Source organism: Serratia sp. DD3 (genome assembly GCF_000496755.2).
Window position 1 is genome coordinate 20,539 of sequence record NZ_AYKS02000067.1, and the last position, 23,289, is coordinate 43,827.

General features: G+C 52.7%; 17 protein-coding genes and 1 pseudogene. 9 read left to right on the forward strand and 9 right to left on the reverse strand.

Annotation, left to right across the window (positions count from 1 at the left end; genetic code table 11):
• Positions 1–222: 222 nt before the first annotated feature.
• Positions 223–330 (forward strand): annotated as a pseudogene (araD, locus tag IO95_RS25185) (L-ribulose-5-phosphate 4-epimerase); the annotation flags it as partial.
• A 14-nt stretch (positions 331–344) separates the two neighbouring features.
• On the opposite strand, the gene IO95_RS11710 reads toward araD, so the two are convergent.
• Genes IO95_RS11710 through IO95_RS11725 form a run of 4 tightly spaced genes read right to left on the reverse strand, consistent with a single transcriptional unit; the run spans position 345 to position 3,980 of the window.
• Positions 345–1,634: an FAD/NAD(P)-binding oxidoreductase gene (locus tag IO95_RS11710; protein WP_023489097.1), complete on the reverse strand. Its 1,290-nt coding sequence runs from the start codon at positions 1,632–1,634 to the stop codon at positions 345–347.
• Positions 1,631–1,879 carry a 2Fe-2S iron-sulfur cluster-binding protein gene (locus IO95_RS11715; RefSeq protein ID WP_037385551.1) on the reverse strand — a complete coding sequence of 83 codons (249 nt, stop codon included), beginning with the start codon at positions 1,877–1,879 and terminating at the stop codon, positions 1,631–1,633. Before IO95_RS11715 ends, IO95_RS11710 begins: the two co-directional genes overlap by 4 nt.
• Before the next feature lie 5 nt (positions 1,880–1,884).
• Entirely contained in the window at positions 1,885–3,033 is a 1,149-nt protein-coding gene (locus IO95_RS11720; protein ID WP_023489099.1) for an FAD-binding oxidoreductase, read from the reverse strand.
• Positions 3,030–3,980, reverse strand: a complete 951-nt coding sequence (locus IO95_RS11725; protein ID WP_023489100.1) for a 4-hydroxyproline epimerase — start codon at positions 3,978–3,980, stop codon at positions 3,030–3,032. Before IO95_RS11725 ends, IO95_RS11720 begins: the two co-directional genes overlap by 4 nt.
• 177 nt (positions 3,981–4,157) lie before the next feature.
• On the opposite strand from IO95_RS11725, the gene IO95_RS11730 reads away from it, so the two are divergent.
• The 5 genes from IO95_RS11730 (at position 4,158) to IO95_RS11750 (ending at position 10,655) form a co-directional block, all read left to right on the forward strand.
• Positions 4,158–5,009 (forward strand): AraC family transcriptional regulator, encoded by an 852-nt coding sequence (locus IO95_RS11730; protein ID WP_023489101.1) that lies wholly within the window; start codon positions 4,158–4,160, stop codon positions 5,007–5,009.
• Positions 5,010–5,407: 398 nt separating this feature from the next.
• Positions 5,408–6,331 carry a dihydrodipicolinate synthase family protein gene (locus IO95_RS11735; RefSeq protein ID WP_023489102.1) on the forward strand — a complete coding sequence of 308 codons (924 nt, stop codon included), beginning with the start codon at positions 5,408–5,410 and terminating at the stop codon, positions 6,329–6,331.
• 39 nt (positions 6,332–6,370) lie between these two features.
• Positions 6,371–7,966 (forward strand): aldehyde dehydrogenase (NADP(+)), encoded by a 1,596-nt coding sequence (locus tag IO95_RS11740; protein WP_023489103.1) that lies wholly within the window; start codon positions 6,371–6,373, stop codon positions 7,964–7,966.
• A 25-nt stretch (positions 7,967–7,991) separates the two neighbouring features.
• On the forward strand, positions 7,992–9,596 hold the full coding sequence (locus tag IO95_RS11745; protein WP_023489104.1) for an APC family permease: 1,605 nt from the start codon (positions 7,992–7,994) through the stop codon (positions 9,594–9,596).
• Between the two features lie 21 nt (positions 9,597–9,617).
• Positions 9,618–10,655, forward strand: coding sequence for an Ldh family oxidoreductase (locus IO95_RS11750; RefSeq protein WP_023489105.1), 1,038 nt, complete (start codon positions 9,618–9,620; stop codon positions 10,653–10,655).
• 104 nt (positions 10,656–10,759) lie between these two features.
• On the opposite strand, the gene malT is transcribed toward IO95_RS11750, so the two are convergent.
• The gene (gene malT, locus IO95_RS11755; protein WP_037385565.1) at positions 10,760–13,474 is read right to left on the reverse strand and encodes an HTH-type transcriptional regulator MalT; all 2,715 of its coding nucleotides are present in this window, start codon (positions 13,472–13,474) and stop codon (positions 10,760–10,762) included.
• Positions 13,475–13,975: 501 nt separating this feature from the next.
• On the opposite strand from malT, the gene malP reads away from it, so the two are divergent.
• Both malP and malQ read left to right on the forward strand, forming a co-directional pair.
• A complete protein-coding gene (gene malP, locus IO95_RS11760) occupies positions 13,976–16,381 on the forward strand; it encodes a maltodextrin phosphorylase (protein ID WP_023490078.1) in 2,406 nt (801 codons plus the stop codon).
• 9 nt (positions 16,382–16,390) lie between these two features.
• Positions 16,391–18,472: a 4-alpha-glucanotransferase gene (malQ, locus tag IO95_RS11765; RefSeq protein WP_023490079.1), complete on the forward strand. Its 2,082-nt coding sequence runs from the start codon at positions 16,391–16,393 to the stop codon at positions 18,470–18,472.
• A 56-nt stretch (positions 18,473–18,528) separates the two neighbouring features.
• Here malQ and nfuA read toward each other — a convergent pair whose 3' ends face one another.
• A complete protein-coding gene (gene nfuA / locus IO95_RS11770) occupies positions 18,529–19,104 on the reverse strand; it encodes a Fe-S biogenesis protein NfuA (protein WP_023490080.1) in 576 nt (191 codons plus the stop codon).
• A 58-nt stretch (positions 19,105–19,162) separates the two neighbouring features.
• Positions 19,163–19,846 carry a DNA utilization protein GntX gene (gene gntX / locus IO95_RS11775; RefSeq protein ID WP_023490081.1) on the reverse strand — a complete coding sequence of 228 codons (684 nt, stop codon included), beginning with the start codon at positions 19,844–19,846 and terminating at the stop codon, positions 19,163–19,165.
• A gap of 68 nt (positions 19,847–19,914) precedes the next feature.
• Here gntX and bioH point away from each other — a divergent pair, with 68 nt between their 5' ends.
• Positions 19,915–20,700: a pimeloyl-ACP methyl ester esterase BioH gene (gene bioH, locus IO95_RS11780; RefSeq protein ID WP_023490082.1), complete on the forward strand. Its 786-nt coding sequence runs from the start codon at positions 19,915–19,917 to the stop codon at positions 20,698–20,700.
• A 34-nt stretch (positions 20,701–20,734) separates the two neighbouring features.
• On the opposite strand, the gene IO95_RS11785 is transcribed toward bioH, so the two are convergent.
• Both IO95_RS11785 and feoB read right to left on the reverse strand, forming a co-directional pair.
• Positions 20,735–20,971, reverse strand: a complete 237-nt coding sequence (locus IO95_RS11785; RefSeq protein WP_023490083.1) for a FeoC-like transcriptional regulator — start codon at positions 20,969–20,971, stop codon at positions 20,735–20,737.
• Positions 20,971–23,283 carry a Fe(2+) transporter permease subunit FeoB gene (gene feoB / locus IO95_RS11790; RefSeq protein WP_037385568.1) on the reverse strand — a complete coding sequence of 771 codons (2,313 nt, stop codon included), beginning with the start codon at positions 23,281–23,283 and terminating at the stop codon, positions 20,971–20,973. The genes IO95_RS11785 and feoB overlap by 1 nt, the downstream gene beginning before the upstream one ends.
• Positions 23,284–23,289: the final 6 nt, after the last annotated feature.

The following is a 23,289-nucleotide window of genomic DNA, read 5'->3' on the forward strand; positions in this document are numbered from 1 at the left end:
CTGTTATTAAGACCAGAGCAAACCTATGGTTATCGGTAACGACAATTAGCCCCCCTCGAGCCCCTAAACCAGCGGCACTTCAACTCCTTGGTGACGCTGAAAAAGCCGGTCTGCTTTGGCGATAAGGACAAGGAGAACAAGATGACCAATACCTTACCGATGTTGCAAGTGGCCCTGGATAACCCGTCAATGGATGATGCCTAGCGGACCGCGCGCTTGATTGCCAATGAAGTCGGTGGCGAGTATGAATTGGCCACCGGGCGGGTGATTGGCGAAACGCTGGGGCAACAAGAGCCGTTGTATACGTCAGGGATAGTGGTTTATCAGCATTGGCACAATGCTTATTACGGGCAGTGTTGAGTCTTGCTGCTTAATGTTCCAACTAATGTTCCAATCCGCACCGGAGAAAGTGGCACTCTGGGGGCGGGTGGAGCCCAGCCCAGTAGCGTGTGAGCGGCGGTGGCACAAATTTTTCCCTGACAAGCCCCCATGCCACATCGGCTGTGGAGTTTAGCCTGCTGCCAATTGTCATGGGGCGTCAGCATAGAGAGTGGGACATCTTCGCAGCGGCAGAGCAAGGTCTCTGGTGTTGCCAACTGTTTGACTGCCTGGTTCAGGGTGAACGCGGTGGCCACATGGTCTGCAAACTGCAACCAACGGTGGCGTAAGTGAAACAGCGTTGCTGCCTGGGAATAGTGTTCTATTGCGGCATAACCGGCGATAGTGCCTTCCACCAGCGCTAATTCGCTGCCGCCTATACCAGTACACTCTCCTGCGGCATAAATAGTTGGCTGGCTGCTCTGCTGCCATTGATCCACGGTTATCTTCTGTGCGTTTAAATGGCAACCCAGTAATTGGGCTAATTCGCTATTCGGGACCAAGCCAAAGCCACAGGCAAGCCTATCGCAGGAGACCGTTTTTTCCCGTTGGCCCAACCTGATACGCACCGCCTCTAAGCGTTGTTCTCCTAATGCTTCCAGCACCATGCTGTCTGGCCGATAATGGCGTTGAAATAGGCGCAATGCCTGCCATCCTTTGCTCGGCCAGCGCCATAATTGGCAACTGAAGGCCAGTAATGCCGGCCATTTGGCCTGTTCGGCGATGCCGACCACCTGGCCACCCACTCGCTGCACACTGTTGGCTACCGCCAACAATAATGGGCCGCTACCGGCAATCATGACCCGCTGTCGTTGCAGGGGTAGGCCATTTTTCACCATCGCCTGCAATCCACCTGCACCTGTGACACCTGGCAAGGTCCAACCGGGGAAAGGCAGTAACTGTTCTCGAGCGCCGGTACACAGGATCAGTCGTTGGTAACTGATGGTGCCATATTGGTCAGAACTTTCATAAATTAGGCGCTGAGGGCCGTTGCTCCCAACGATCTTTGTATTGCTAAGCAGTGTGATGTTTTGGTTTTTTTTGATCATCTCGATATGTCGCTTTGCCTTGGCAGCGATTGGCATCACTGGGCCATCACGCCAGATTTGCCCGCCGGGGCGAGGGTTATCATCAATGATCAGGATCGGCGTCTGTTTAGTGGCAGCGGCGTTGGCTGCCGCCATCCCTGCGGGGCCAGCGCCGATAATCAGAATGTCGCAATGCCAGTTTTTTAGCGTGCAAGCGGAAGACATCATGAGTGTGTCCTCGTGATCATCATATCGTTGCGGCACAGCGTTTGGCAGGCGGGGCGGCGTAACCCGTCAATGGTCACTCGGCACTCCTGACAGATCCCCATACCACAGAATGGGGTACGCCATTGCCCAGTAAGCGATTCTCTGCAACCAGCTTGATCAGTGAGGCTTAATGCCACCGCTACCGTGATACCGCAAGGAACGGAAAACAGCTCGCCATCAATTGATAACTGAATAGAACGCGCCATGTTTATCATCGGTTATTCTCCGTAACTGCAAGGGGGATGTGTGTGGATAAAAAACGACTTGCCAGATAGGGCGTGGCATCAATCGGCGGCGTATGTCCCTGGATCAACGCCGTGAGGATTTGTGCACTGCCCGTTGCTGTGGTGACGCCTAACCCTTCATGGCCCACTGCCAGCCAAAGCCCTTTATACCTGGGATGCGCACCTAGCAGGGGCAGGTTATCGGGGGATGTTGCACGAAATCCACTCCAACTGCGGATCAGGTTCATCTCTGCCAAACTCGGTAGATAGTGCAGTGCACGTTGCAGCATGGCTTGCAAGACCGGCATCTCTACGGTGGGGTCGAGGGTGTTAAATTGGCGTGAAGATCCGATGAGCAGTTGCCCGGTAGGGCGCGGCTGTACATTAAAGGCCACTGAAGTTCCGCTGTTGGCATGAGCGCTTGCCACGTAGCCTAATTCGACAAGTTGATGATGCACCCGCAGAGGGTAGCGATCAGTAATGGCCAACTGGCCTTTTTTGGGTTGTAGAGGCAACTCAGGCAGCAGATGTTGTGCGTGAATGCCATTGGCTAGAATGATGGCTGGCGCGCTAAGGTTTTCTCCATCAGCCAACACCACGCTTTGTTCTTCCAAGCGAACCACCTCTGCATGGCGTAGCGTTACTCGCTCTTTCCCTTGTTGGACTAACCATTGTGCGACATTGGGGGCATAGAGAATGCCCTCGCTCGGTACGCGTAAGCCCCCAGTCAGGCCTTGACGCAGCATCGGTTCAATATGTTGAAGCTGCTGGGCGCTCAGCAGTGCGCTCTGGATGCCAACACTGGCCAAGCGCTGCTGTTTTTGTTCTGCCAGTGACATCTCTTCAGGGTGGGCGGCAATCCACAGTGTGCCGCAAGCGTGCCAAGCACATGAGGCGGGCATTTGCTCAAGGAGTGGACGCCACTGTGCAATAGAATAACTGCTCAGCGCCAGCTCGGCCGGGTTATCATCCATGCAGACCAGATGCCCCATCCCTGCGGCCGTTGCAGCGCGGCTCTGATTGTCAAGTAACAGGATACGGTAACCGGCCTGGGCTAACTGATGAGCGCAACTTGCACCGATGATACCTGCTCCCACCACGATCACATCTGCCTGCGTCAGTCGTGAGTGACTCATCCGGTAATGCCCCAGGCGAAAGGGTCCTGCCCATCGATCAGTAAGCGGGTGTCACCGCACACATAGGCATGACCACGAATGACAGGCATAATCTCTCCCCCTACCAAGCTATAATATGCCTGAAATTCACTGCCGATCACGCTTTTTTGCCGCCAGATCTCCCCAGGTTTCAATCGTCCATCGGCGGCCAGACAGGCGAGTTTGGCGCTGGTTCCGGTACCACAGGGGGAACGGTCATACGCCTTGCCGGGACAGAGAACAAAATTACGGCTATCGGCTTCGGGATCAGGGGAAAATAGCTCAATATGGTCGATTATTGCGCCATTTTCTCCATGAATACCCGACTGTTCCAGAGCCTGACGTACCGCCCAACTATAGTGTGTGAGGGCTTCAAGATTATGCGGGCCGACCACTAACGGGTGATCGTTAATCAGAAAAAACCAATTTCCCCCCCAAGCGATATCGCCACAGACGGTTCCGTAGCCAGGAACCTCGACGGTCACTTGTTTGCGATAACGGTAGGCTGGCACGTTATGCACGGTAACGCTGCCATCCTGATGTAACTCGGCCTCCACTGTACCGACTGGCGTATCGATTTTATGCCGTCCTGCACTGATCCTGCCCAAATAAGCCAGCGAGGTCACGACGCCGATGGTGCCATGACCGCACATGCCTAAGTAACCGGTATTATTGAAGAAAATAACGCCAGCGCAGGCATCGGGGGTGGTGGGGGGGCAGAGTAACGCCCCGACCAGGACATCATTGCCACGGGGCTCCAGAATGCTGGTACATCGCCAGTGATCAAACTCCCGCTCCAATATGGTTTGTTGTTCGGCGACACTCCCCGTACCTAATGCAGGAAAACCATCGACCACCAAGCGAGTTGGTTCGCCTCCCGTATGAGAATCAATCACATGGATCATGGTGAATTGAGAAGATGGAGTCATAGCGGCCCTATAAGTTAATGAAATGTTATTTTTACTAAGATAGAGTGAGGGATAGGCGGTGTTAGTGCTTGACGCTTTTCTGTTTTTTGCATAGAGAAATCAGCACAATTTCTGGCGCGGTGATCCATGACGCGGCAGTGACAGCCTGAAAAATAGTGTGTCAAAGAGGGTTAACTAATGGACCAGACCTTTGAAATAGACTTTCCGGCTGCAGCAGATCAGACCATCACTGAATCACCCGTCGCCGCCTCGGCCACACTGTCTGTTGACCAATTAGCCACACTATGTGAGGGATTAGTATTCCAGCGCCCGCAGGATATCAACGCGGTACTCAATGCCATTGCCCTGATCACGCCCTTGCTGAACGCTATCTCGAATGTGGTTTTTTTTATCAAAGACAGTGAAGCTCGTTACCTGATTGCCAATTTGACGCTTGCCAAACGTTGTGGCTTTAAAACTGTTGCCTCACTCCTAGGAAAAACGTCGTCAGAAGTCTTTCCATCCAAGCTGGGTTTTGGCTATACCGAACAGGATCAGCGTGTATTACAGCAGGGGATGCGAATACAGGATCAGTTGGAAATGCACCTGTATGCGGGTCGAGAAACAGGCTGGTGTTTAACTCAGAAACTACCGCTTTATGATGTGCAGGGCAGGATCATCGGTATGGCAGGGATTTCTTACGATTTACAACAAGCCAAGGCCAACCATCCGGCTTATCGTCGCTTGGTCGCCGTGGATGATTATATCCGCCAACATTACAGCCAGCCGATAATGATGAGTGAATTGACTCAGTTGACGGGTTTGTCTGTGGCACAGTTGGAACGTTACTGTAAACGTATTTTCCACCTGACTCCCCGGCAGATGATCCATAAAGTCCGCTTGGAGAAAGCATCTGAATTGCTGGCAACCGACATGCCGATCACCGAGATTGCACTGCATTGTGGCTATACTGACCACAGTGCTTTTAGCCGTCAATTTAAAGCACTCACTGGCACCACACCACGGTGTTTTCGATTATCGCTGAAGTAGCGGTGATCCGCAGGTCCAATCCCCACCCATTTCCTGGTTGATCGCCCTTGAACTGGCTAGCCACTGTTGTGCTGTTTTCGTTGCTCCGCCCCCTTTTTCTCACACTTTATGCTGGCAGTGATAGCCATTACGCGTTTCGGCATTCCAGATCACTATGCTGATTTCATCATAGCAATCAGAGAAAACCCTCAAGCGGAGTGACGGGTTCATTGTCAGTATGGGGCAGAAGTTCACCATTGGTTTACATTAAATTAACATTTCCCTGGTGGCCTTCTATGCCCAAGTTCAATGAAGTTGCAGGTAGGCGGCAAGCGAGTGGAAGCCGCCAACACCACTGCTTCTTAAAGGATGAAAGGTATATCCATTTACCTCATGACTTAACGAATAGGTGTGACAATATGAGCCATAAAACAGTGAACTGGCACGGTGTTTTTCCTGCGGTAAGCACTCAGTTTAAAGCGGATTTCTCTTTGGATCTCGACGCGACACATCGCGTGATCAAAAACTTGGTGAAGGATGGTGTTTCAGGCTTGGTGGTCAATGGCACCGTGGGGGAAAACACCTCAATGACGACCCAAGAAAAACGTTCTGTTATTGAAGTTGCCGTGGATGCCGCTGCTGGTCAGGTGCCGGTCTTATCCGGTGTGGCGGAACTGACCACCGCCAATGCGCGTGAAATGGTGGCGGAAGCCGGTAAAGCGCAGGCGGATGGCATTATGCTGATGCCGCCGTTGGTGTATAGCCCGACGATCCGTGAAACCGTTGCTTATTTTCGTACCATTGCCGCCTCAACCGACCTACCGATCATGCTCTACAACAACCCGTTGATCTACAAAAACGATGTCACTCCCGATGTCCTCACCACCATGGCCGATTGTGACAACATCGTGGCGTTCAAGGATTCCTCTGGGAACACGCGCCCTTTCATTGATATTCCTAATGCGGTGGGGGATCGCTTTGTGTTGTTTGCGGGGCTGGACGATGTGGTACTGGAGTGTGTCGCGGTGGGGGCTGCTGGATGGGTCTCTGGGATGTCCAATGTCTTTCCTCGCGAGGGTGAAACGTTATTCCGCCTGGCAAAGCAGGGGCGTTTTGACGAGGCATTAGCACTTTATCGCTGGTTTATGCCATTGCTCCACCTTGATTATCGTCCTGACCTGGTGCAGTGCATCAAACTGTGTGAGGAAATGGTCGGCCGTGGTAGTGCCATCACTCGGCCACCACGTTTGCCTCTGGAAGGTCAGACCTTGGCTGAGGTGAAGGCAGTGGTTGAAAAAGCGCTGGCTTGCCGACCAACGACATTGCCGGATGTTGGACTCTAAATGTGTTTTTTCAATAACCAATTGAATAATGGAGTGTAAATGACACATTTTACAGAGCAGCAAGACAGCGGGCGGCAGTTTATTGGCGGTGAACGTGTCGCTGAAGGTGAACGTAAACTGGTCAGTCTCTGTGCGGCGAATGGCCAGCCTAGCGGATATCGTTTTTATCAGGGGACAGCCACTGAAGTGGATCGTGCAGCGTTAGCCGCTGCACGGGCTTTCCCCGCCTATAGTCAGACCGATGCAGCACAAAGAGCCGATTTTCTTGCGGGTATTGCGGATGAGCTGGATGCACTGGGTGATGAGTTTATTGCGTTGGTGGCGGCAGAGACCGCCTTACCTGTAGCAAGGATCCAAGGGGAACGTGCCAGAACCAGTGGGCAGATGCGGCTGTTTGCAGCGCTATTGCGACGTGGTGATTTTTACGGTGCACGCATCGATAGCGCATTACCGCACAGGACACCGCTGCCACGCCCTGATCTGCGCCAGTACCGCGTAGCAATCGGGCCTGTGGCGATATTTGGTGCCAGTAATTTTCCCCTGGCCTTTTCCACCGCAGGGGGGGATACCGCCGCAGCGTTGGCAGCCGGTTGTCCGGTGGTGTTTAAAGCACATAGCGGTCATATGGCGACGGCAGAGTGGGTTGGGCGCGCCATTGAACGGGCGAGAGTTAAACACGCTATGCCTGCTGGGGTATTTAATATGCTGTATGGCGGTCAGATCGGTGCTGATTTAGTACAACATCCAGAAATCAAAGCGGTTGGATTTACCGGTTCACTGGCGGGTGGCCGGGCGTTGTTTGATCTGGCGATGCGTCGCCCGCAACCTATCCCAGTTTTTGCTGAGATGTCGAGCATTAACCCCGTGGTGGTGATGCCGCAGGCGTTGAGTTCAGGTGCCGAGCGGATTGCGCAAGATCTGGCGGCATCGTTCACCTTGGGATGTGGCCAGCTTTGTACCAAGCCTGGAGTCATTATCGGTGTGCGGTCCAGCAATTTTGAGCGTTTTGTCAACAAGTTATGCCAAGAGGTAACTTCTTCCCCAGCGCAAACCATGCTGAACCCAGGGACATTACAGAGCTTTCAACAGGGTATCATCGCCTTAGAGCAGCACCCGAGGATTGAGCGGATTGCTGGGCAGAGTGGTGTTGCCGAGCAGGCATCGGCGCAACTGTTTCGTGCGGATATTGCTTTGTTGCTTGATCAGTCTCCCCTGTTGCAAGAAGAGGTCTTTGGCCCGGTTGCCGTGGTCGTTGAAGCGGCCAATGAAGCCGAGTTGTTTCAGGCTTTACAGGGTCTGCAAGGACAACTGACCGCCACCCTGATTGGTGAAGAGGCAGAAATTGCACAAGCCCATTCACTTACACAGCTACTGACGCATAAAGCCGGGCGATTAATCATCAATGGTTACCCGACTGGCGTCGAGGTGTGTGATGCGATGGTTCATGGTGGGCCTTATCCCGCCACCAGTGATGCCAGAGGGACGTCGGTCGGTACACTCGCGATTGAGCGTTTTTTACGCCCAGTCTGCTTCCAAAATTACCCTCAAATCCTGCTACCGGATGCCTTGCAGGATACCAACCCACTCAATTTATTGCGTTTAGTCAATGGCGTTTATACCCGCGAATCATTATGAAGCTCATCAATAGAGGGTTACATCAATGTCACTATCTCAATGCGAAACACCTATTCAGAGTAAGGGTCTTGTTCAAGGAAGGTTTAAAAAGCGGCTGACGCTGACCGATTTAACATTTATTGGTCTGGGGGCCATTTTTGGTTCCGGCTGGCTGTTCGCAGCCAGCCATGTGGCTGCCATTGCCGGGCCTGCCGGGATTTACTCTTGGCTGATTGGTGGGGTTGCTGTGTTGCTTCTAGGGATTGTCTATTGTGAACTGGGGGCGGCCTTGCCCAAGGCGGGCGGGGTGATCCGTTACCCCGTTTTTTCACATGGCGAGTTGATGGGGTATTTAATGGGGTCGATTACCCTTATTGCCTTCTCCAGCCTGATCGCCATTGAAGTGGTCGCCGCGCGCCAATATGCGGCAGCCTGGTTTCCCTCGTTGACACAAGTCGGTTCCAGCAGCCCGACCCTGCTTGGGTGGGGCGTGCAGTTGGCACTGCTCTGCTTCTTCTTTTACTTGAACTATTACAGTGTCAAAACGTTCGCCAAGTCCAATAACATCATCAGTATTTTCAAGTTTGTGGTGCCGCTACTGGTGATTGGTGTCCTGTTTACTTTTTTCAACCCCGATAATCTCACTGTACAAGGGATTGCGCCATTTGGTGCTGCTGGGGTGCAATCGGCGATCTCTGCGGGTGGGATAATTTTTGCTTATCTGGGGCTGACCCCCATTGTTTCGGTGGCCGGTGAGGTAGAAAATCCGCAGCGTACTATTCCGATCGCCCTGATCCTGTCGGTGGTGCTTTCCACAATTATCTATGTGATGTTGCAACTGGCGTTTCTTGGTGGGGTGCCTACGGCGTTACTTGCCAATGGCTGGGGCTCGATAGTGCAACATTTCACTCTGCCTTATCGCGATATTGCGTTGATGCTCGGGGTGGGGTGGTTGGCATTTTTAGTGGTGAGTGACGCGGTGGTCTCACCCAGTGGTACCGGTAATATTTACATGAATGCCACACCGCGAGTGGTGTACGGTTGGGCCCGCAGTGGGACTTTATTTAAGGTTTTCACGCGGATTGATGCTGACTCCGGCATCCCTCGCCCTGCTCTATGGCTGACGTTTGGTCTGTCGATTTTCTGGACGCTTCCCTTCCCCTCGTGGGAAACCCTAATCGGTGTGGTGTCTGCCGCGCTGGTACTGAGTTATGCGCTGGCCCCGGTGACGGCCGCAGGGCTGCGCCGCAACGCCCCCGATCTGAAACGCCCCTTCTATGTACGCGGGTTCGCTGTGTTGGCTCCACTGTCATTTATTATTTCAGCCCTGATTGTCTACTGGTCTGGCTGGGGCACGGTGTCTTGGCTCTTAGGGCTGCAAATCGCCATGTTTGTGGTGTATGTGCTGTGTAAGAAATTTGTTCCGGTAGATAAGGTCAGTTTTAAGCAACAGGTGTTTTCGTCTTTCTGGCTGATCGGTTTTTATGCCCTGATGATGGCGGCTTCTTACCTGGGGACTTTTGGCGGGCGCGGTATCGTGCCTGAGCCTTGGGATACCTTGATGGTCGCGGTGATCGCATTGCTGGTGTTTTATTGGGGGGCTCATACTTGTTTGCCGAAGGCCAATTTGCCCCATGACGATGAGGATTGATGAACAATGGAGACAGCGTGTATGAAAGATCGGGAAAGTACGGTACAGATGACGGTGGCGCAGGTGCATCAGTTAGCTTATTCAGCTCTGTTATCGAATGGGTTCAGCGAGCGGCATGCGCAGGTGGTGGCGGAAAATGTCACGGCGGGTGAGCGTGACGGTTGTGCCTCGCATGGTCTCTATCGGCTGTTGGGTTGTGTCCATTCGCTTAAGGCTGGCAAAGTGTCTGCGGATGCCATGCCGGTGATTACACGCCAGACACCCGCGTTGGTACGCGCGGATGCACAGGGAGCATTCTCGTTATTGGCGCATCGACAAGCGCTTCCTTTATTGATTGAGCAGACCCGTCAATTAGGCATTGGCGTATTGGCGATCAATAATTGTGTCCATTTTTCTGCGTTATGGATGGACATTGAGCCCCTGACGGAAGCGGGTCTGGTTGCCTTGGCATTTACCCCCAGCCATGCTTGGGTTACCCCTGCGGGGGGGCATCGTCCACTGTTTGGCACGAATCCCATTGCTTTTGGTTGGCCTCGGCCGAACCATCCACCTTTTATCTTTGACTTGGCCACCAGCATGGTGGCAAGAGGTGAGATTGAGCTGCATCGGCGAGCCGGGAAACCGATCCCCGAAGGGTGGGGGATCACCGCTCAGGGCGAGGCAACAACGGATGCGGCTGCGGTGCTGGAAGGGGCGATGCTGACCTTTGGGGGCCATAAAGGCTCGGCGTTAGCGGCCATGGTTGAGTTGATTGCCGGTCCGTTGATCGGCGATATGACCAGTGTTGAATCGCTGGCCTTTGATGAGGGGACTCGCTCATCGCCACGTGGTGGGGAACTGATTATTGCCATTGATCCAGAGCGCTTTTTGGGGGCAGAAAAAGAGCAGCATTTTTCTCGAGCTGAAAAGATGTTCGCCGAGATGGTCAGCCAGGGGGCCAGGCTGCCCGGACAGCGCCGTTACCTGGCGCGTGAACGGGCTCTGAAACAGGGCTTGGCGATCCCACAGGCGTTATATCAGGATATAAAAGGGTTAATTCAACCTTCATACGCTAAATAATAGACTTAAGCTCAACAGCGCCGCCGCTTTATTGAGATTGATGACGAGTATAAAAACACTTGGCGTTTTTCATCAGCATTTGAGCAGACTCAAATGCTGATGTTCTAAGCGCCGTAACCCATCATTTTCAGCAATTGTTGTGCCTGTTGTACCGCTTCTTGCCGGTGGGCGACCCCGAGCTTTTGATACAGATTACGGATATGGGTTTTGATGGTGGTGGCAGCCACATCCAGTTCATTGGCGATCTGTTCATTGCTGTAACCGGAGTAAATCAGCCCCAACACTTGCCATTCACGCTGGGTCAGGGGGCTGGTGCGGATCAGCTCCGGTACTTGCGGATGCGTCAGCAGTTTATCGACAAAGTTTTCGTCAAAATGGGCAAATTTGTGGCGATGGTGCTGGTTAATATCGCGCAGAATACGTTGCGCACGATGTTGTTCCATTTCCGGCAAGGTGTTGAGCTGAAGCAATTGACGTAATTGTTGGGCTATCGGTTCCCCTTCGATAACAAAGTGGCTGATAAACCCGGTACGATTAGCCAGTGAAAGCGCCTCTATCAGAACCCGTAACGCATCGCTTTTGCGGTCCATCTGCCAGTAGAGTTGATTGCTGAGCAGTAAATTACGGTTGAGGTCGCTTACCAGGCGCAGGCGGCGAGCATTATCGTTTAATTCGTCGAGCACCACTTCTGCTTCTTCATACTGACCAAGCAGGACTTGCACACGGGCAATATTACGCCATTGCCCCTGCATAAAGTGGTTGTCCGCCATGCCGGGTTTTTCGGTATGGCGGAGCCAATGGGCCGCCGCAGTGGTATCACCGGTCATCTGCCAATAAATCACGCGTGGTTTATCCGCATTGGTGATCCAGTCGCGGTGGTATTGCGCGCCTTGTTGCAGGTCGTCGCAACGTTGCAAATAGCGGTTGGCATTATCCAGATCGCCCCGTGCCAAGGCGCATTTTGCCAACATGGCCAAGCATTGTAACTGTTGCTGGGGTTGGTAGTTGGCTAAAATCTTCAACCCTTCACGGGCAGCCTCTTCCGCTTCACCCAATCTTGACCATGACCAGAGAAGTTGTGAGCGGATACGCAGTAGGAACTCGTGCATGGGCAGTTGTTCCAGATGCTGCTCATGTACCAGTTCGAAGGCTTTTTCCTGGGTTTCATAGGCGGCTTGCAGAAAACCTTGGGCAATCAGAATCTCACTCTGTTGTAACAGAGCCCACAGCGCATAATGATAAGTTTGATGGCGACGGGCCATCTGTTCTGTCTGTTGCATTATCGGCAACGCTCGCGCCAGCTCGCCTTTACAATGGTGAACTTCACCGGTCACCGAAGTGGTCACGATGCGACTGTAATAACTGGACAGTGGCAGGAATTTTAAGGCTTCGCTGGCTAACCGCGCGGCTTCTTCCGGTTTGCCGGCGTTGATGGCCACTTGGGCTCGCAGTGCGTCAAACTCCGCATGCAACGTTTGGTCAATGGTGAGTTGCTGCTGGCGCATGGCCTGTTCAGCCCGCTCCAGTTGGGTGTTGACTTCGTTGTAACGGTGTTGGCTTTGTGCCAACCAGGCTTGCAATAGCGCCAGTTTGGGTATCTGCACCAGTTGTTCATAAGGTAATGCGTTTAAGCACTCCTCTAACAGTGCCAGCTCACTGTGGTGGAACAGCGACCAGGCATGTTGCAACAGGATGTCGCGTAACATGCTGACATCGCTGGCTGCCAACGCATGGTGAATGGCCTCTGCCGGGTAACCCAGTGCCAGCCAGCCTTCGGCGGCGGTATGATGCAAGTCTGGTAACTCCAGCGCCAATTCCCACTGGCAGCGCTGACGCAAAAATGAGGCGAAAAGTGGGTGGAAGCAGAACCATTCACCGGTATCGTCCATGCGATGGATAAATAACCCTTGCCGCTCCAGCTCTTCCAGCCGCTGTTGGCCATTATCTTCCCCCGTCAGGCGAACGATCAGTGAGTCGTTCATTGAGCGCAATACGGAACAACGCAACAGAAATGCCCGGGAATGGGGATCAACGCGATCCAGGACTTCATCAGCCAGATAATCGGAAAGGTGGCTAGCGTTGAGCCGGGCCAGACGTTTGGCGGATTGTTGAGCCGATGAGGGAGATTGGCGAGCCGAGAGGGCGATCAGCTGTAGTGCGGTTGCCCAGCCAGCAACTTCATCGCACAGGCTGCTACTGTCATCTTGTTCTAGAGGTGAGCTCAGACGGCAGTCAAAGAACTGTTTGGCCTCCGGATGGGTAAACGCCAGTTGTTGTGTATTCAATTCTAATAATTGGTCGCGTACGCGCAGGTTGGCGATGCCAATTGGCGGTAAGGTGCGCGTGAGCAAAAATAGCGTCAGATTCTCTGGCTGGTAGCGCAGGAAGAAACGCATCGCTTCGTGGATCAGGTCATTGGTGATCAGATGGTAATCATCAATCACCAGGTACAAAGGTTGATGCCAATCAGAAAGCTCAATAAACAGTTGTGAAAAGAGTGTGGAGAGACTGGCGTACTGGTGTTTTTGGCTTAATGCTTCACTTTTCACGCAGTGGCCGTTAGTCGCTTGCTGTAGCGCGGCGATCAGATAACTGGCAAAGCGCTCTGGCTGGTTGTCACTCTCGTCCAGAGAATACCAACCCAAATCAGATTTATCGGCGGCCCACTGTGCCACTAAGGTGGTCTTACCATATCCTGCGGGGCAATTGACCAACGTCAGGCGATAGTTCGCTGCACCGGCTAACTTCGCCAGTAGACGTTCACGTACCACGGTATTTTGTAGCCGTACCGGGCGGCTCAGTTTTGATGGAATCAGCATAATATTCCAGATGTAAAGTATGGTCCCTGCCGCTGAAGGAGTCGCTAACAGCATCTCCTTGTAACATGATCCTGTTTTACTACTGAAGTTGCACTAATTATTTTGTGGTTCGTAATTAATAGCGCTTATTAAATTCGAACATCAGCAAACGTAATGCAACAAGGATAAGTTTTGGCTTAGAGTTTAATTGCTATTGATCACATTTTTTAGGTAGACACCATCGCAGTTTGTTGTATAGACAGGTAGTAATGCCCTTGTCTATTACAGGGTAATAAGGATAGGTTAATGTCGTAGACCAGCCCGCTATTTTGCTGTGCATTGATGACTCTTATGAGTTAATGGCTTCGCTAGAAGGGGGTTAAACAGTGTCCAAGATCACAATTCCAGCTACGCCCCAATCCTCCTCCCCAGCTAATCCTCAAGCGGGATGATGCTGTTATCTCTTCTCCCCGGCACGATAGTGAAAAAATTGGCTCATTTATCCGATAGAGAGTTTTTCTTATGCCACAACTTATGCTCGATAAGGGTGTTTTTCAGGCTGCGCTGACTCGTCAGTGGCAGCGTTTTGGCCTCATCTCCGCACAGCAGATGACTCAGCATCAATGGTGGGAAGCTGTGAGTGCAGCTCTTGCCGAACAATTGGGCGCACAGCCAGCACCGAGTAAAAACAGCCTTTCGTTGCGCCATGTGAACTACATCTCAATGGAATTTCTGATTGGCCGCCTGACCGCCAATAATCTGATCAATCTTGGTTGGTATGACACTGTAGAAACCGTACTGGCAGAGCAGAATGTGAAATTGGCGGACCTATTGGAACAGGAAACTGACCCGGCATTGGGGAATGGTGGCTTGGGGCGTTTAGCTGCCTGTTTCCTCGACTCAATGGCCACCGTTGAGCAACCGGCTACGGGTTATGGTTTGAACTACCAATATGGTTTGTTCCGTCAATCCTTCAAAGAGGGGCGGCAACAAGAGGCACCGGATAATTGGCAGCGCGAGAGTTACCCCTGGTTCCGCCATAATGCGGCGTTGTCAGTGGATGTGGGTATCGGTGGCAAGCTGGAGAAGTTGGCCGATGGCCGTGAGTTATGGCATCCGGCATTCACTCTGCGCGGTGAGGCTTGGGATTTGCCGGTGATCGGCTACCGCAATGGCGTCACCCAGCCGCTACGTTTGTGGCAGGCAAGCCATGCTCATCCGTTTGATTTGGCGGCGTTCAATGAGGGTAAATTCCTGCAGGCGGAAAAACAGGGTGTTGAAGCGGCCAAGCTGACCCAAGTGCTCTATCCGAATGATAACCACCAGGCGGGTAAGCGCCTACGCTTGATGCAGCAGTATTTCCAATGCGCTTGCTCAGTGGCTGACATTCTGCGTAAACACCATCAGGCTGGGCGTAAGATTGAAGATTTACCCAAGTACGAAGTGATCCAGCTTAATGACACCCATCCGACCATCGCCATTCCTGAGCTGCTACGAATTCTGCTCGATGAGCACCAATTGGATTGGGATGCCGCTTGGGCGATTACCAGCCAGACCTTTGCTTATACTAACCACACATTGATGCCAGAGGCGCTGGAGTGTTGGGACACCAAGCTGGTGCGCAGCCTGCTGCCGCGCCATTTCTCGATTATTATGCAGATCAACGCCAACTTTAAGCGGGTGGTGGAAAAGCAGTGGCCGGGTGATGAGACGGTTTGGGGCAAACTGGCGGTGGTTCATAACAAACAGGTACGCATGGCTAACCTCTGTGTTGTCAGCGGCTTTGCGGTTAACGGTGTGGCACAGTTGCACTCGGACCTGGTGGTGAAAGACCTGTTCCCGGAATATCACCAACTATGGCCAAATAAGTTCCACAATGTCACTAACGGCATCACCCCACGGCGCTGGCTCAAGCAGTGTAACCCACAGTTGTCACAGCTTATCGACAGCACCTTGAAAGTGGAGTGGGCTAATGACCTTGATGCTTTGCGTGGGTTGGAAAAATATGCCGAAGATGGCGCATTCTGTGACAAATACCAGCAGATTAAGCGCGATAACAAGGTGGCGTTGGCCAACTATGTTCACCAGGTGATGGGGCTGACACTCAACCCGGACGCCATCTTTGATGTGCAGATCAAACGCCTGCACGAGTACAAGCGGCAACATCTTAACCTGCTACATATCCTTTCGCTGTATCGCCAACTGCGTGATAACCCGCAATTGGATATCGTGCCTCGGGTGTTTTTGTTTGGTGCCAAAGCGGCACCGGGTTACGACCTGGCGAAGAATATTATCTACGCCATCAATCAGGTAGCAGAAAAAATCAATAACGATCCGCTCGTTAAGGAACGCCTGAAGGTGGTCTTTATTCCTGACTATCGCGTTTCTGTCGCTGAATTGATGATCCCTGCCGCTGACGTTTCTGAACAGATTTCTACGGCGGGCAAAGAGGCTTCAGGTACAGGTAATATGAAATTGGCACTCAATGGTGCCCTGACCGTCGGTACGCTGGATGGTGCCAATGTCGAGATCGCACAGCAGGTGGGTGAGGATAATATCTTTATTTTTGGTAACACGGTGGAACAGGTGAAGGCCCTGCTGGCTAAAGGCTATGATCCGCGTAGTTATTGTAAGAAAGATAAACACCTGAAAACGCTGCTTGATGAGTTGGCGAGTGGCGCATTCAGCCATGGTGATAAGCACGCCTTTGACATGATGTTACACAGCTTGTTGGCGGGGGGAGATCCTTATCTGGTATTGGCCGATTTTGCTGGCTACTGCACGGCGCAACAGCAGGTGGATCAATTGTATCGTGACAGCGGTGAATGGACACGACGTACTATCCTTAACACAGCCCGTGTAGGTATGTTCAGTTCTGACCGTTCGATTCGCGACTACCAGCAGCGCATTTGGCAGGCCAAGCGTTAAGGAGAGCGAATGAGTAAAGGTATTGATCAGGCGGCCACCCAGGCCGGAATTGCTGCCAACTACATGAATGCCCATGGTAAACGCCAGGCGACTTCGCCGGAAACCAAGCGTAAGTTGCTGGCTGCGATGCGTGGCAACCCATCGCAGCCCGAGGGGGCTCCACTACCGAATGTTAAAATTTTTTATCATGGTAGTCCGTTGGCCTTGCCACTAGCGGGCAAGGGTGAATATCTCTGGACGTTGCACTGTGAAGATGGCCACCAGCAACAAGGTCGCGCCAGTGCGGGGAAAACCTTGACGCTGCCTGGCAAATTACCACTAGGCTATCATCAACTCATCTTGAGTCAGGGGGAACAACAATGGGCCTGCCGGCTGATTATCGCGCCGAAACGTTGTTATGAACCGGATGTGTTGTTAAGTGGCAAGAAGCTGTGGGGGGCTTGTGTCCAACTTTATACGCTGCGTTCCGCACGTAATTGGGGCATCGGTGATTTTGGCGACTTGCGCGTGATGATCGATGAGGTTGGGCAGCGTGGTGGTGCCTTTGTTGGGCTTAACCCGATTCATGCTCTTTATCCAGCCAGCCCGGAAAGTGCCAGCCCTTATAGTCCTTCTTCCCGACGCTGGTTGAATGTGGCGTATATCGATGTCAATGCAGTAGAGGACTTTCAACGCAGTGAAGGGGCCCAACAGTGGTGGCATCAGGCCACCACACAGCAGTTACTGGAGCAAGCGCGCAACAGTGACTGGGTAGATTATAGCGCGGTGATGCAATTGAAACTGACCGCGCTGAAGCTGGCTTTTCCACTGTTTCAGGCTCGTCAGGAAGAGGATGCGCTGAAACAGGCATTTGCCCATTTTGTTGAGCAAGGTGGCAGCAGCCTCTATCAGCAGGCGGCTTTTGATGCACTGCATGCCCATCTTTTGGCGCAAGACAGCAGTATGTGGGGCTGGCCGGTCTGGCCTGAAGCCTATCGCCAAGGCAACAGCCCGGCAGTGTTGGCATTCTGCCAACAGCATGAGGATGAAGTCAGGTTCTATCTGTGGTTGCAATGGCTGGCAGCCAGCCAGTTTAGCGACTGCTTCCGCCAAAGCCAGCAGCGGGAAATGCCGATTGGCTTGTATCGGGATCTGGCTGTGGGGGTGGCAGAAGGGGGATCTGAAACCTGGTGCGAGCAGGATCTGTATTGCCTGAAGGCTTCGGTAGGGGCACCGCCGGATATTCTTGGTCCACTGGGGCAGAATTGGGGGTTACCACCGATGGATCCCCACGTCATGGTGGCGCGTGGCTATCAGCCTTTTATTGACTTACTCCGTGCCAACATGACCAGTTGTGGTGCTCTGCGTATCGATCATGTCATGGCGTTGTTGCGCTTATGGTGGATCCCCTACGGTGAGACGGCGGATCAGGGGGCCTATGTAAAGTATCCGGTTGACGATCTGCTGGCGTTATTGGCGTTAGAGAGCCAGCGTCATCACTGTATGGTGATTGGTGAAGATCTTGGCACGGTACCGGTGGAGATTGTCGCTAAATTGCGTGAGAGCGGCATTTACTCTTACAAAGTGCTCTATTTTGAGCATGATGAGGAAGAGCAGTTCCGTGCGCCGCAGTCTTACCCGGTACAGGCGATGGCGACGATTACCACCCATGATCTGCCGACAATGCGTGGTTATTGGCAAAGTGGTGATTTGACGCTGGGTAATAAACTGGGGCTCTACCCGGATGCCGAAGTGCTTAAAACACTGTTTGCTGACCGAGAGCGCGCCAAGCAAGGCTTGCTGGATGGGCTGCACCATTATGGTTGTGTGCCACAAAAGGTGAGCAAGAAGGCACTCTTGCTGGCAATGAACCCGACACTTAACCGTGGTCTGCAGCGTTATGTGGCTGACAGTGCCAGTGCGTTGCTTGGTCTACAGCCGGAAGATTGGTTGAACATGGTGGAACCGGTGAATATTCCAGGTACCAGTGATCAATATCCTAACTGGCGGCGCAAACTGAGCCATACACTGGAAGAGATGTTTGCCGATCCGCAGGTGAATCGTTTATTGAAAGATTTAGATAAACGACGCAGGAAAGTATCGGTCGCTTAACGTTGTCAGGTTGATCAGTCATCCCCCAGTCAAATGAGTGGGGGATGACTTAAATATCAATAATATGAATGCTCACCACGTTGATGTTCGGTCAGGTCCCGTACACCTTTGAGTTCAGGGAAGCGCTGTAGCAGCTCTTTCTCGATCCCTTCCTTCAAGGTGACATCAACCATTGAACAACCATTGCAACCCCCACCAAACTGCAGGATGGCCAGCCCGTCGTCAGTAATTTCCATCAACGTCACATGGCCGCCATGACCCGCCAACTGTGGGTTGATCTGCGATTGCAGCACATACTCTACGCGTTCCATCAGGGGCGCGTCATCGGTCACCTTACGCATTTTGGCGTTAGGTGCTTTTAGCGTCAGTTGTGAACCGAGTTGGTCGGTCACGAAGTCGATTTCAGCCTCTTCCAAATAGGGCGCACTGAGTTCGTCAACGTAAGCAGAGAGTTTGTCGAACTTGAGTTCAGTATCCGTGGCTTCCACCGCATCGGGTGGACAATAGGAAACGCCACATTCAGCCGTTGGCGTACCTGGGTTGATCACAAATACGCGGATTTGGGTGCCTTCTTCTTGATTCGCCAGCAATTTGGCAAAGTGTTCCTGTGCAGCATCGGTTATACGAATCATAGTGTTAGCTCAATAGTTGACTTCTATAGTAGGGTATAATACGCCTATTGCTGTGGTACTACAATGTGCGGCAGATACACCATATCTGTAATGATGCCACACCTTGTTTCTGTAGTAGTGTAGCGATTTCTGCCACGGTGCTGCCAGTGGTGACGACATCATCCAGCAAAGCCACATGCCGCCCAGCCAGATTTTCATCGCAGCGAAAAGCTCCACGTAGATTACGCCGTCGTAAGCGTGCTATCAATTGCTGTTGTGGTGAGGTGGCTCTCACTCGGCGTAAGGCCGCAGGATGATACTCACACCCTAGCCAGTGCGCCAATGGCCGCGCCAGCAGGTCACTTTGGTTGTAACCACGCCGCCAGCAACGCTTATTCTGCAACGGGACGGATAAAATGATCTCCGGTTTGTTCAGAGAGTGTTCGCGTCGTGCCTTTAGCCAGTGCAGCAGGAGTAAACGCGCCAAGGTAGTCGCCAGTGCGGGTGTGCGCTGGAACTTGAAACGCTTAATCAGCGAGCTGAGCGGAGGACGGTAATCAGTCACAAAAACCAGAGACTGCCAAGGGGGCGGTTTCAGTAGGCAACGGCCACAGGGCTGATGTGGGTCGCCACTGGGCAGACCGCAGCAGGGGCAACAACAGGGGTTACTGGGTAATAAGCGTAGGCAGTAACTGCATATACCCTGTTGCTTAAGCTGTAATGGTTGTCGGCATAGCCAACAGCGGCTGTGGATTGGTAGCATAGTCCCCCCTTGTGTTAGATCCATCGTCATGCAAGTGGCAAGGCGAAGTGTAGTGAGGACAATAATTGATGACAGCGTTGTATTGGCAAACATTAGGTGAAGGCGATCGCGATCTTGTGCTGTTGCACGGATGGGGGCTGAATGCGGAAGTGTGGGGTTGCTCGGTAGCGCGATTAGCGCCGCATTTTCGTCTGCATCTGGTCGACCTGCCCGGTTATGGTCGCAGCCAAGGGTATGGTGCACTTTCCTTACCACAAATGGCCGAGATTTTATTGGCCCGGGCCCCCGCACAGGCTTACTGGTTAGGCTGGTCACTCGGCGGGCTGGTGGCTGGGCAAGTTGCCTGGATGCAGCCAGAACGCGTGATGGGGCTGATTACCGTCGCCTCTTCCCCTTGTTTTACCGCACAAAGTTTTACCGCACAAACACCGTGGCCGGGGATCCTCCCCGAGGTGTTGAGTCGCTTTCAGCAACAGCTGAACGAGGATTTCAAGCGGACCGTAGAGCGTTTTCTGGCGTTACAGACTTTGGGTACCGAGAGTGCCCGTCAGGATGCCCGTCAGTTGAAAACGGTGGTGCTTAATCAACCGATACCGAGCGTTGAAGTTCTGGATAATGGATTGGAGATGTTGCGTACTGTAGACCAGCGGCAGCAATTGATAAGTTTAACGTTACCCATACTGCGCGTTTACGGTGCTCTGGACGGGCTGGTCCCACGTAAAGTGGCCCATCAGCTTGATGAACTGTGGCCAAACTCGGCGTCGGTGGTGATCCCCAAAGCGGCTCATGCCCCTTTTATTTCTCACCCCGAGGAGTTTGCTCGCATTATTCATCAATTTGTTGCTGCCGTTTGAATGAACTGGGGTATCAATGAGATGCCCCCGATGTTCATTTCAAACGATAAACCACCAAGCTACAACCTTGGCCTTGGGGGCAGTTTCGGCAACTACCGCTCAGGCAGGATTGACTGCTTTGTTCAATACGTTCCACCTTGCCCATCGCAGTCAAGCGTTCCAGAATCGCCTCTACCAGTGGCAACGGTGTCGCCAATTGGCGGCTCAGTTGCTGTGCCTGGGCACTGCCCAGCAGGGCCAGCGCATCACGAATTTGTAGCAAGCTGGCCATTAATGACAATCACCTTGTGGATGCTGCTGGCATGTCACGGGGGTTGCACTGCGTAGCCGGATGGTGATGCGGTTGCGTGCTTTACGTAAACCGAGCAGAACCAGTGCATTGAACAGGAGCACCAACAGGATTGACACCATACTGTATTGTGGATGTTGGCTGAAGGTTACCACTTGATAGAACAGGGTGGACAGTGAGTAGGCCACATTGAGTCCCCAGAGAATGGAGAAGGTCATCCAGCCACGGCTAGACTCACGGGCAATGGCCCCCATCACTGAAACACAAGGGACATACAGCAACACGAAGATCAGGTAGCTGTAGGCTGAGATGGCAGAACCAAATTTGCTGCTCATCACCCCCATTGAACCGGTGTCCATTTCCCCATCGCCTTTGCTGGCCTCGATGGGGTTGGCGAGTACACTGAGGCTGAAGGTTTGCTTGATACTCTGCCAAGTTTCTTTGGCCGCGGCCCCCAGTTCATCAAGCAGGTTAAAGCTGGCGGCATCAAACGGTTGTTGAGTGATCTGTTCGGCGGTATACAAGGTGTTAAGTGTGCCAACCACCACTTCTTTCGCCATTGCACCGGTAACCAGGCCAACGGTAGCCTGCCAGTTATCAGGGTGAATCCCGATGGGCTGCAACAGAGGCGTGAGCACTTTGGACACCGACGCCAAGGCGGAATCATTGATGTTATCTACCGGTTTACCATTGAATGAGAAGCTGTTCAGGCCGCCAATCAGGATACTGGCTATCACGATCACTTTTCCTGCGCGTAGCACAAACCCTTTCAGACGTTGCCAGGTTTGCAGCAGCAGGCTTTTTAAATGTGGCACATGATAGACCGGTAATTCCATCACAAAGGGTGAGGCTTCACCGCGCATGATGGTGTATTTCAATACCAAGCCGGTGAGGATAGCAACCGCAATCCCCAGCATATAGAGTGAGAACACCACACTCGCACCATGTTGGCCGAAGAAGGCGGCAGCGAATACGGCGAAGATTGCCAAGCGGGCACCACATGACATAAACGGTGCCATCATGATGGTAATCAACCGTTCACGTTGGGCATCCAGCGTGCGAGCGCCCATGATCGACGGCACGTTACAACCAAAGCCGACAATCAGTGGGACGAAAGATTTGCCAGGGAGCCCAAGTAATTGCATCAGGCGATCCATCACAAACGCCGCGCGCGCCATATAACCGGAGTCTTCCAGAAATGACAGGAACAGATACATCATGCCGATTTGTGGCACCAGCGGCAGAACCGTATTGATACCGCCCCCCACACCTTGTGCCAGGAAGATAGTGAGCCATTCCGGGAAGTGCAACGTGTAGCCGACCCATTGGATACCCTGGATAAAGATCGCTGCTGAGCCGAGATCGAAAATCGGCTGTAGAGCGCCACCGATATTAATCGCTAACAGGAACATCAGGTACATCACCAGCAGGAAGATCGGCACACCTAGCCAGCGGTTGAGGATCACGCGATCCAAGGCGGCGGTCAGACGGTTGGGCTGAGCTTGCTGAGCGTTGCTGACGGCATTGCAAATGGTAGCGATGGATTGGTAACGGGCATCAGCAATCACCAGCGCTGGGTCATCCAGGTGTTGTTGTAACGTCAGTTTGACCTGCGGCAGCATGTTCACCGCATCACCTGCCAACTGAACACTGTAGATGTCACCTTCTAGCATTTGCAGTGCCAGCCAGCGGCGCTGTTCCGTTGGTAGATTCTGTGGCATGGCAGCGGTGAGTTTGGCGATTTCTTCTTGTAGCTGCGGCGGGTAATTTACCAGTGGTTTGAGTTGGTTAAACTGATGACGGTCAATGGTCCACTTTAAGCTGTCGATACCATTGGCTTTGGTGGAAATCAGCGAGACCACCGGGCAGCCGAGGCGATCAGAAAGGGCGTCGATGTCGATTTCGATATTCTGACTTTTGGCGATATCCTGCATGTTCAAGGCGACGATACAAGGAATACCCAGTTCCAGCAGTTGGAGCGTCAGGTAGAGGTTACGTTCCAGATTGGAGGCATCAACCACGTTAATCAGCAAATCTGCTTCACCGCCCAGGATATAGTGGCAGGCAATCTGCTCATCCAGAGAGGTTTGCTCTGAGATGGTGGTGAGCGAGTAGGTTCCGGGGAGGTCAACCAGCGTCACTTGTGATTGTGGAGTGCTGAACTGACCTTCTTTGCGTTCAACCGTGACGCCAGCCCAGTTACCGACATGCTGACGCGCGCCGGTAAGTTGGTTGAACAGCGTGGTTTTCCCTGAATTCGGGTTACCGATTAAGCCAATAGTTATTTTCTTCATCATACA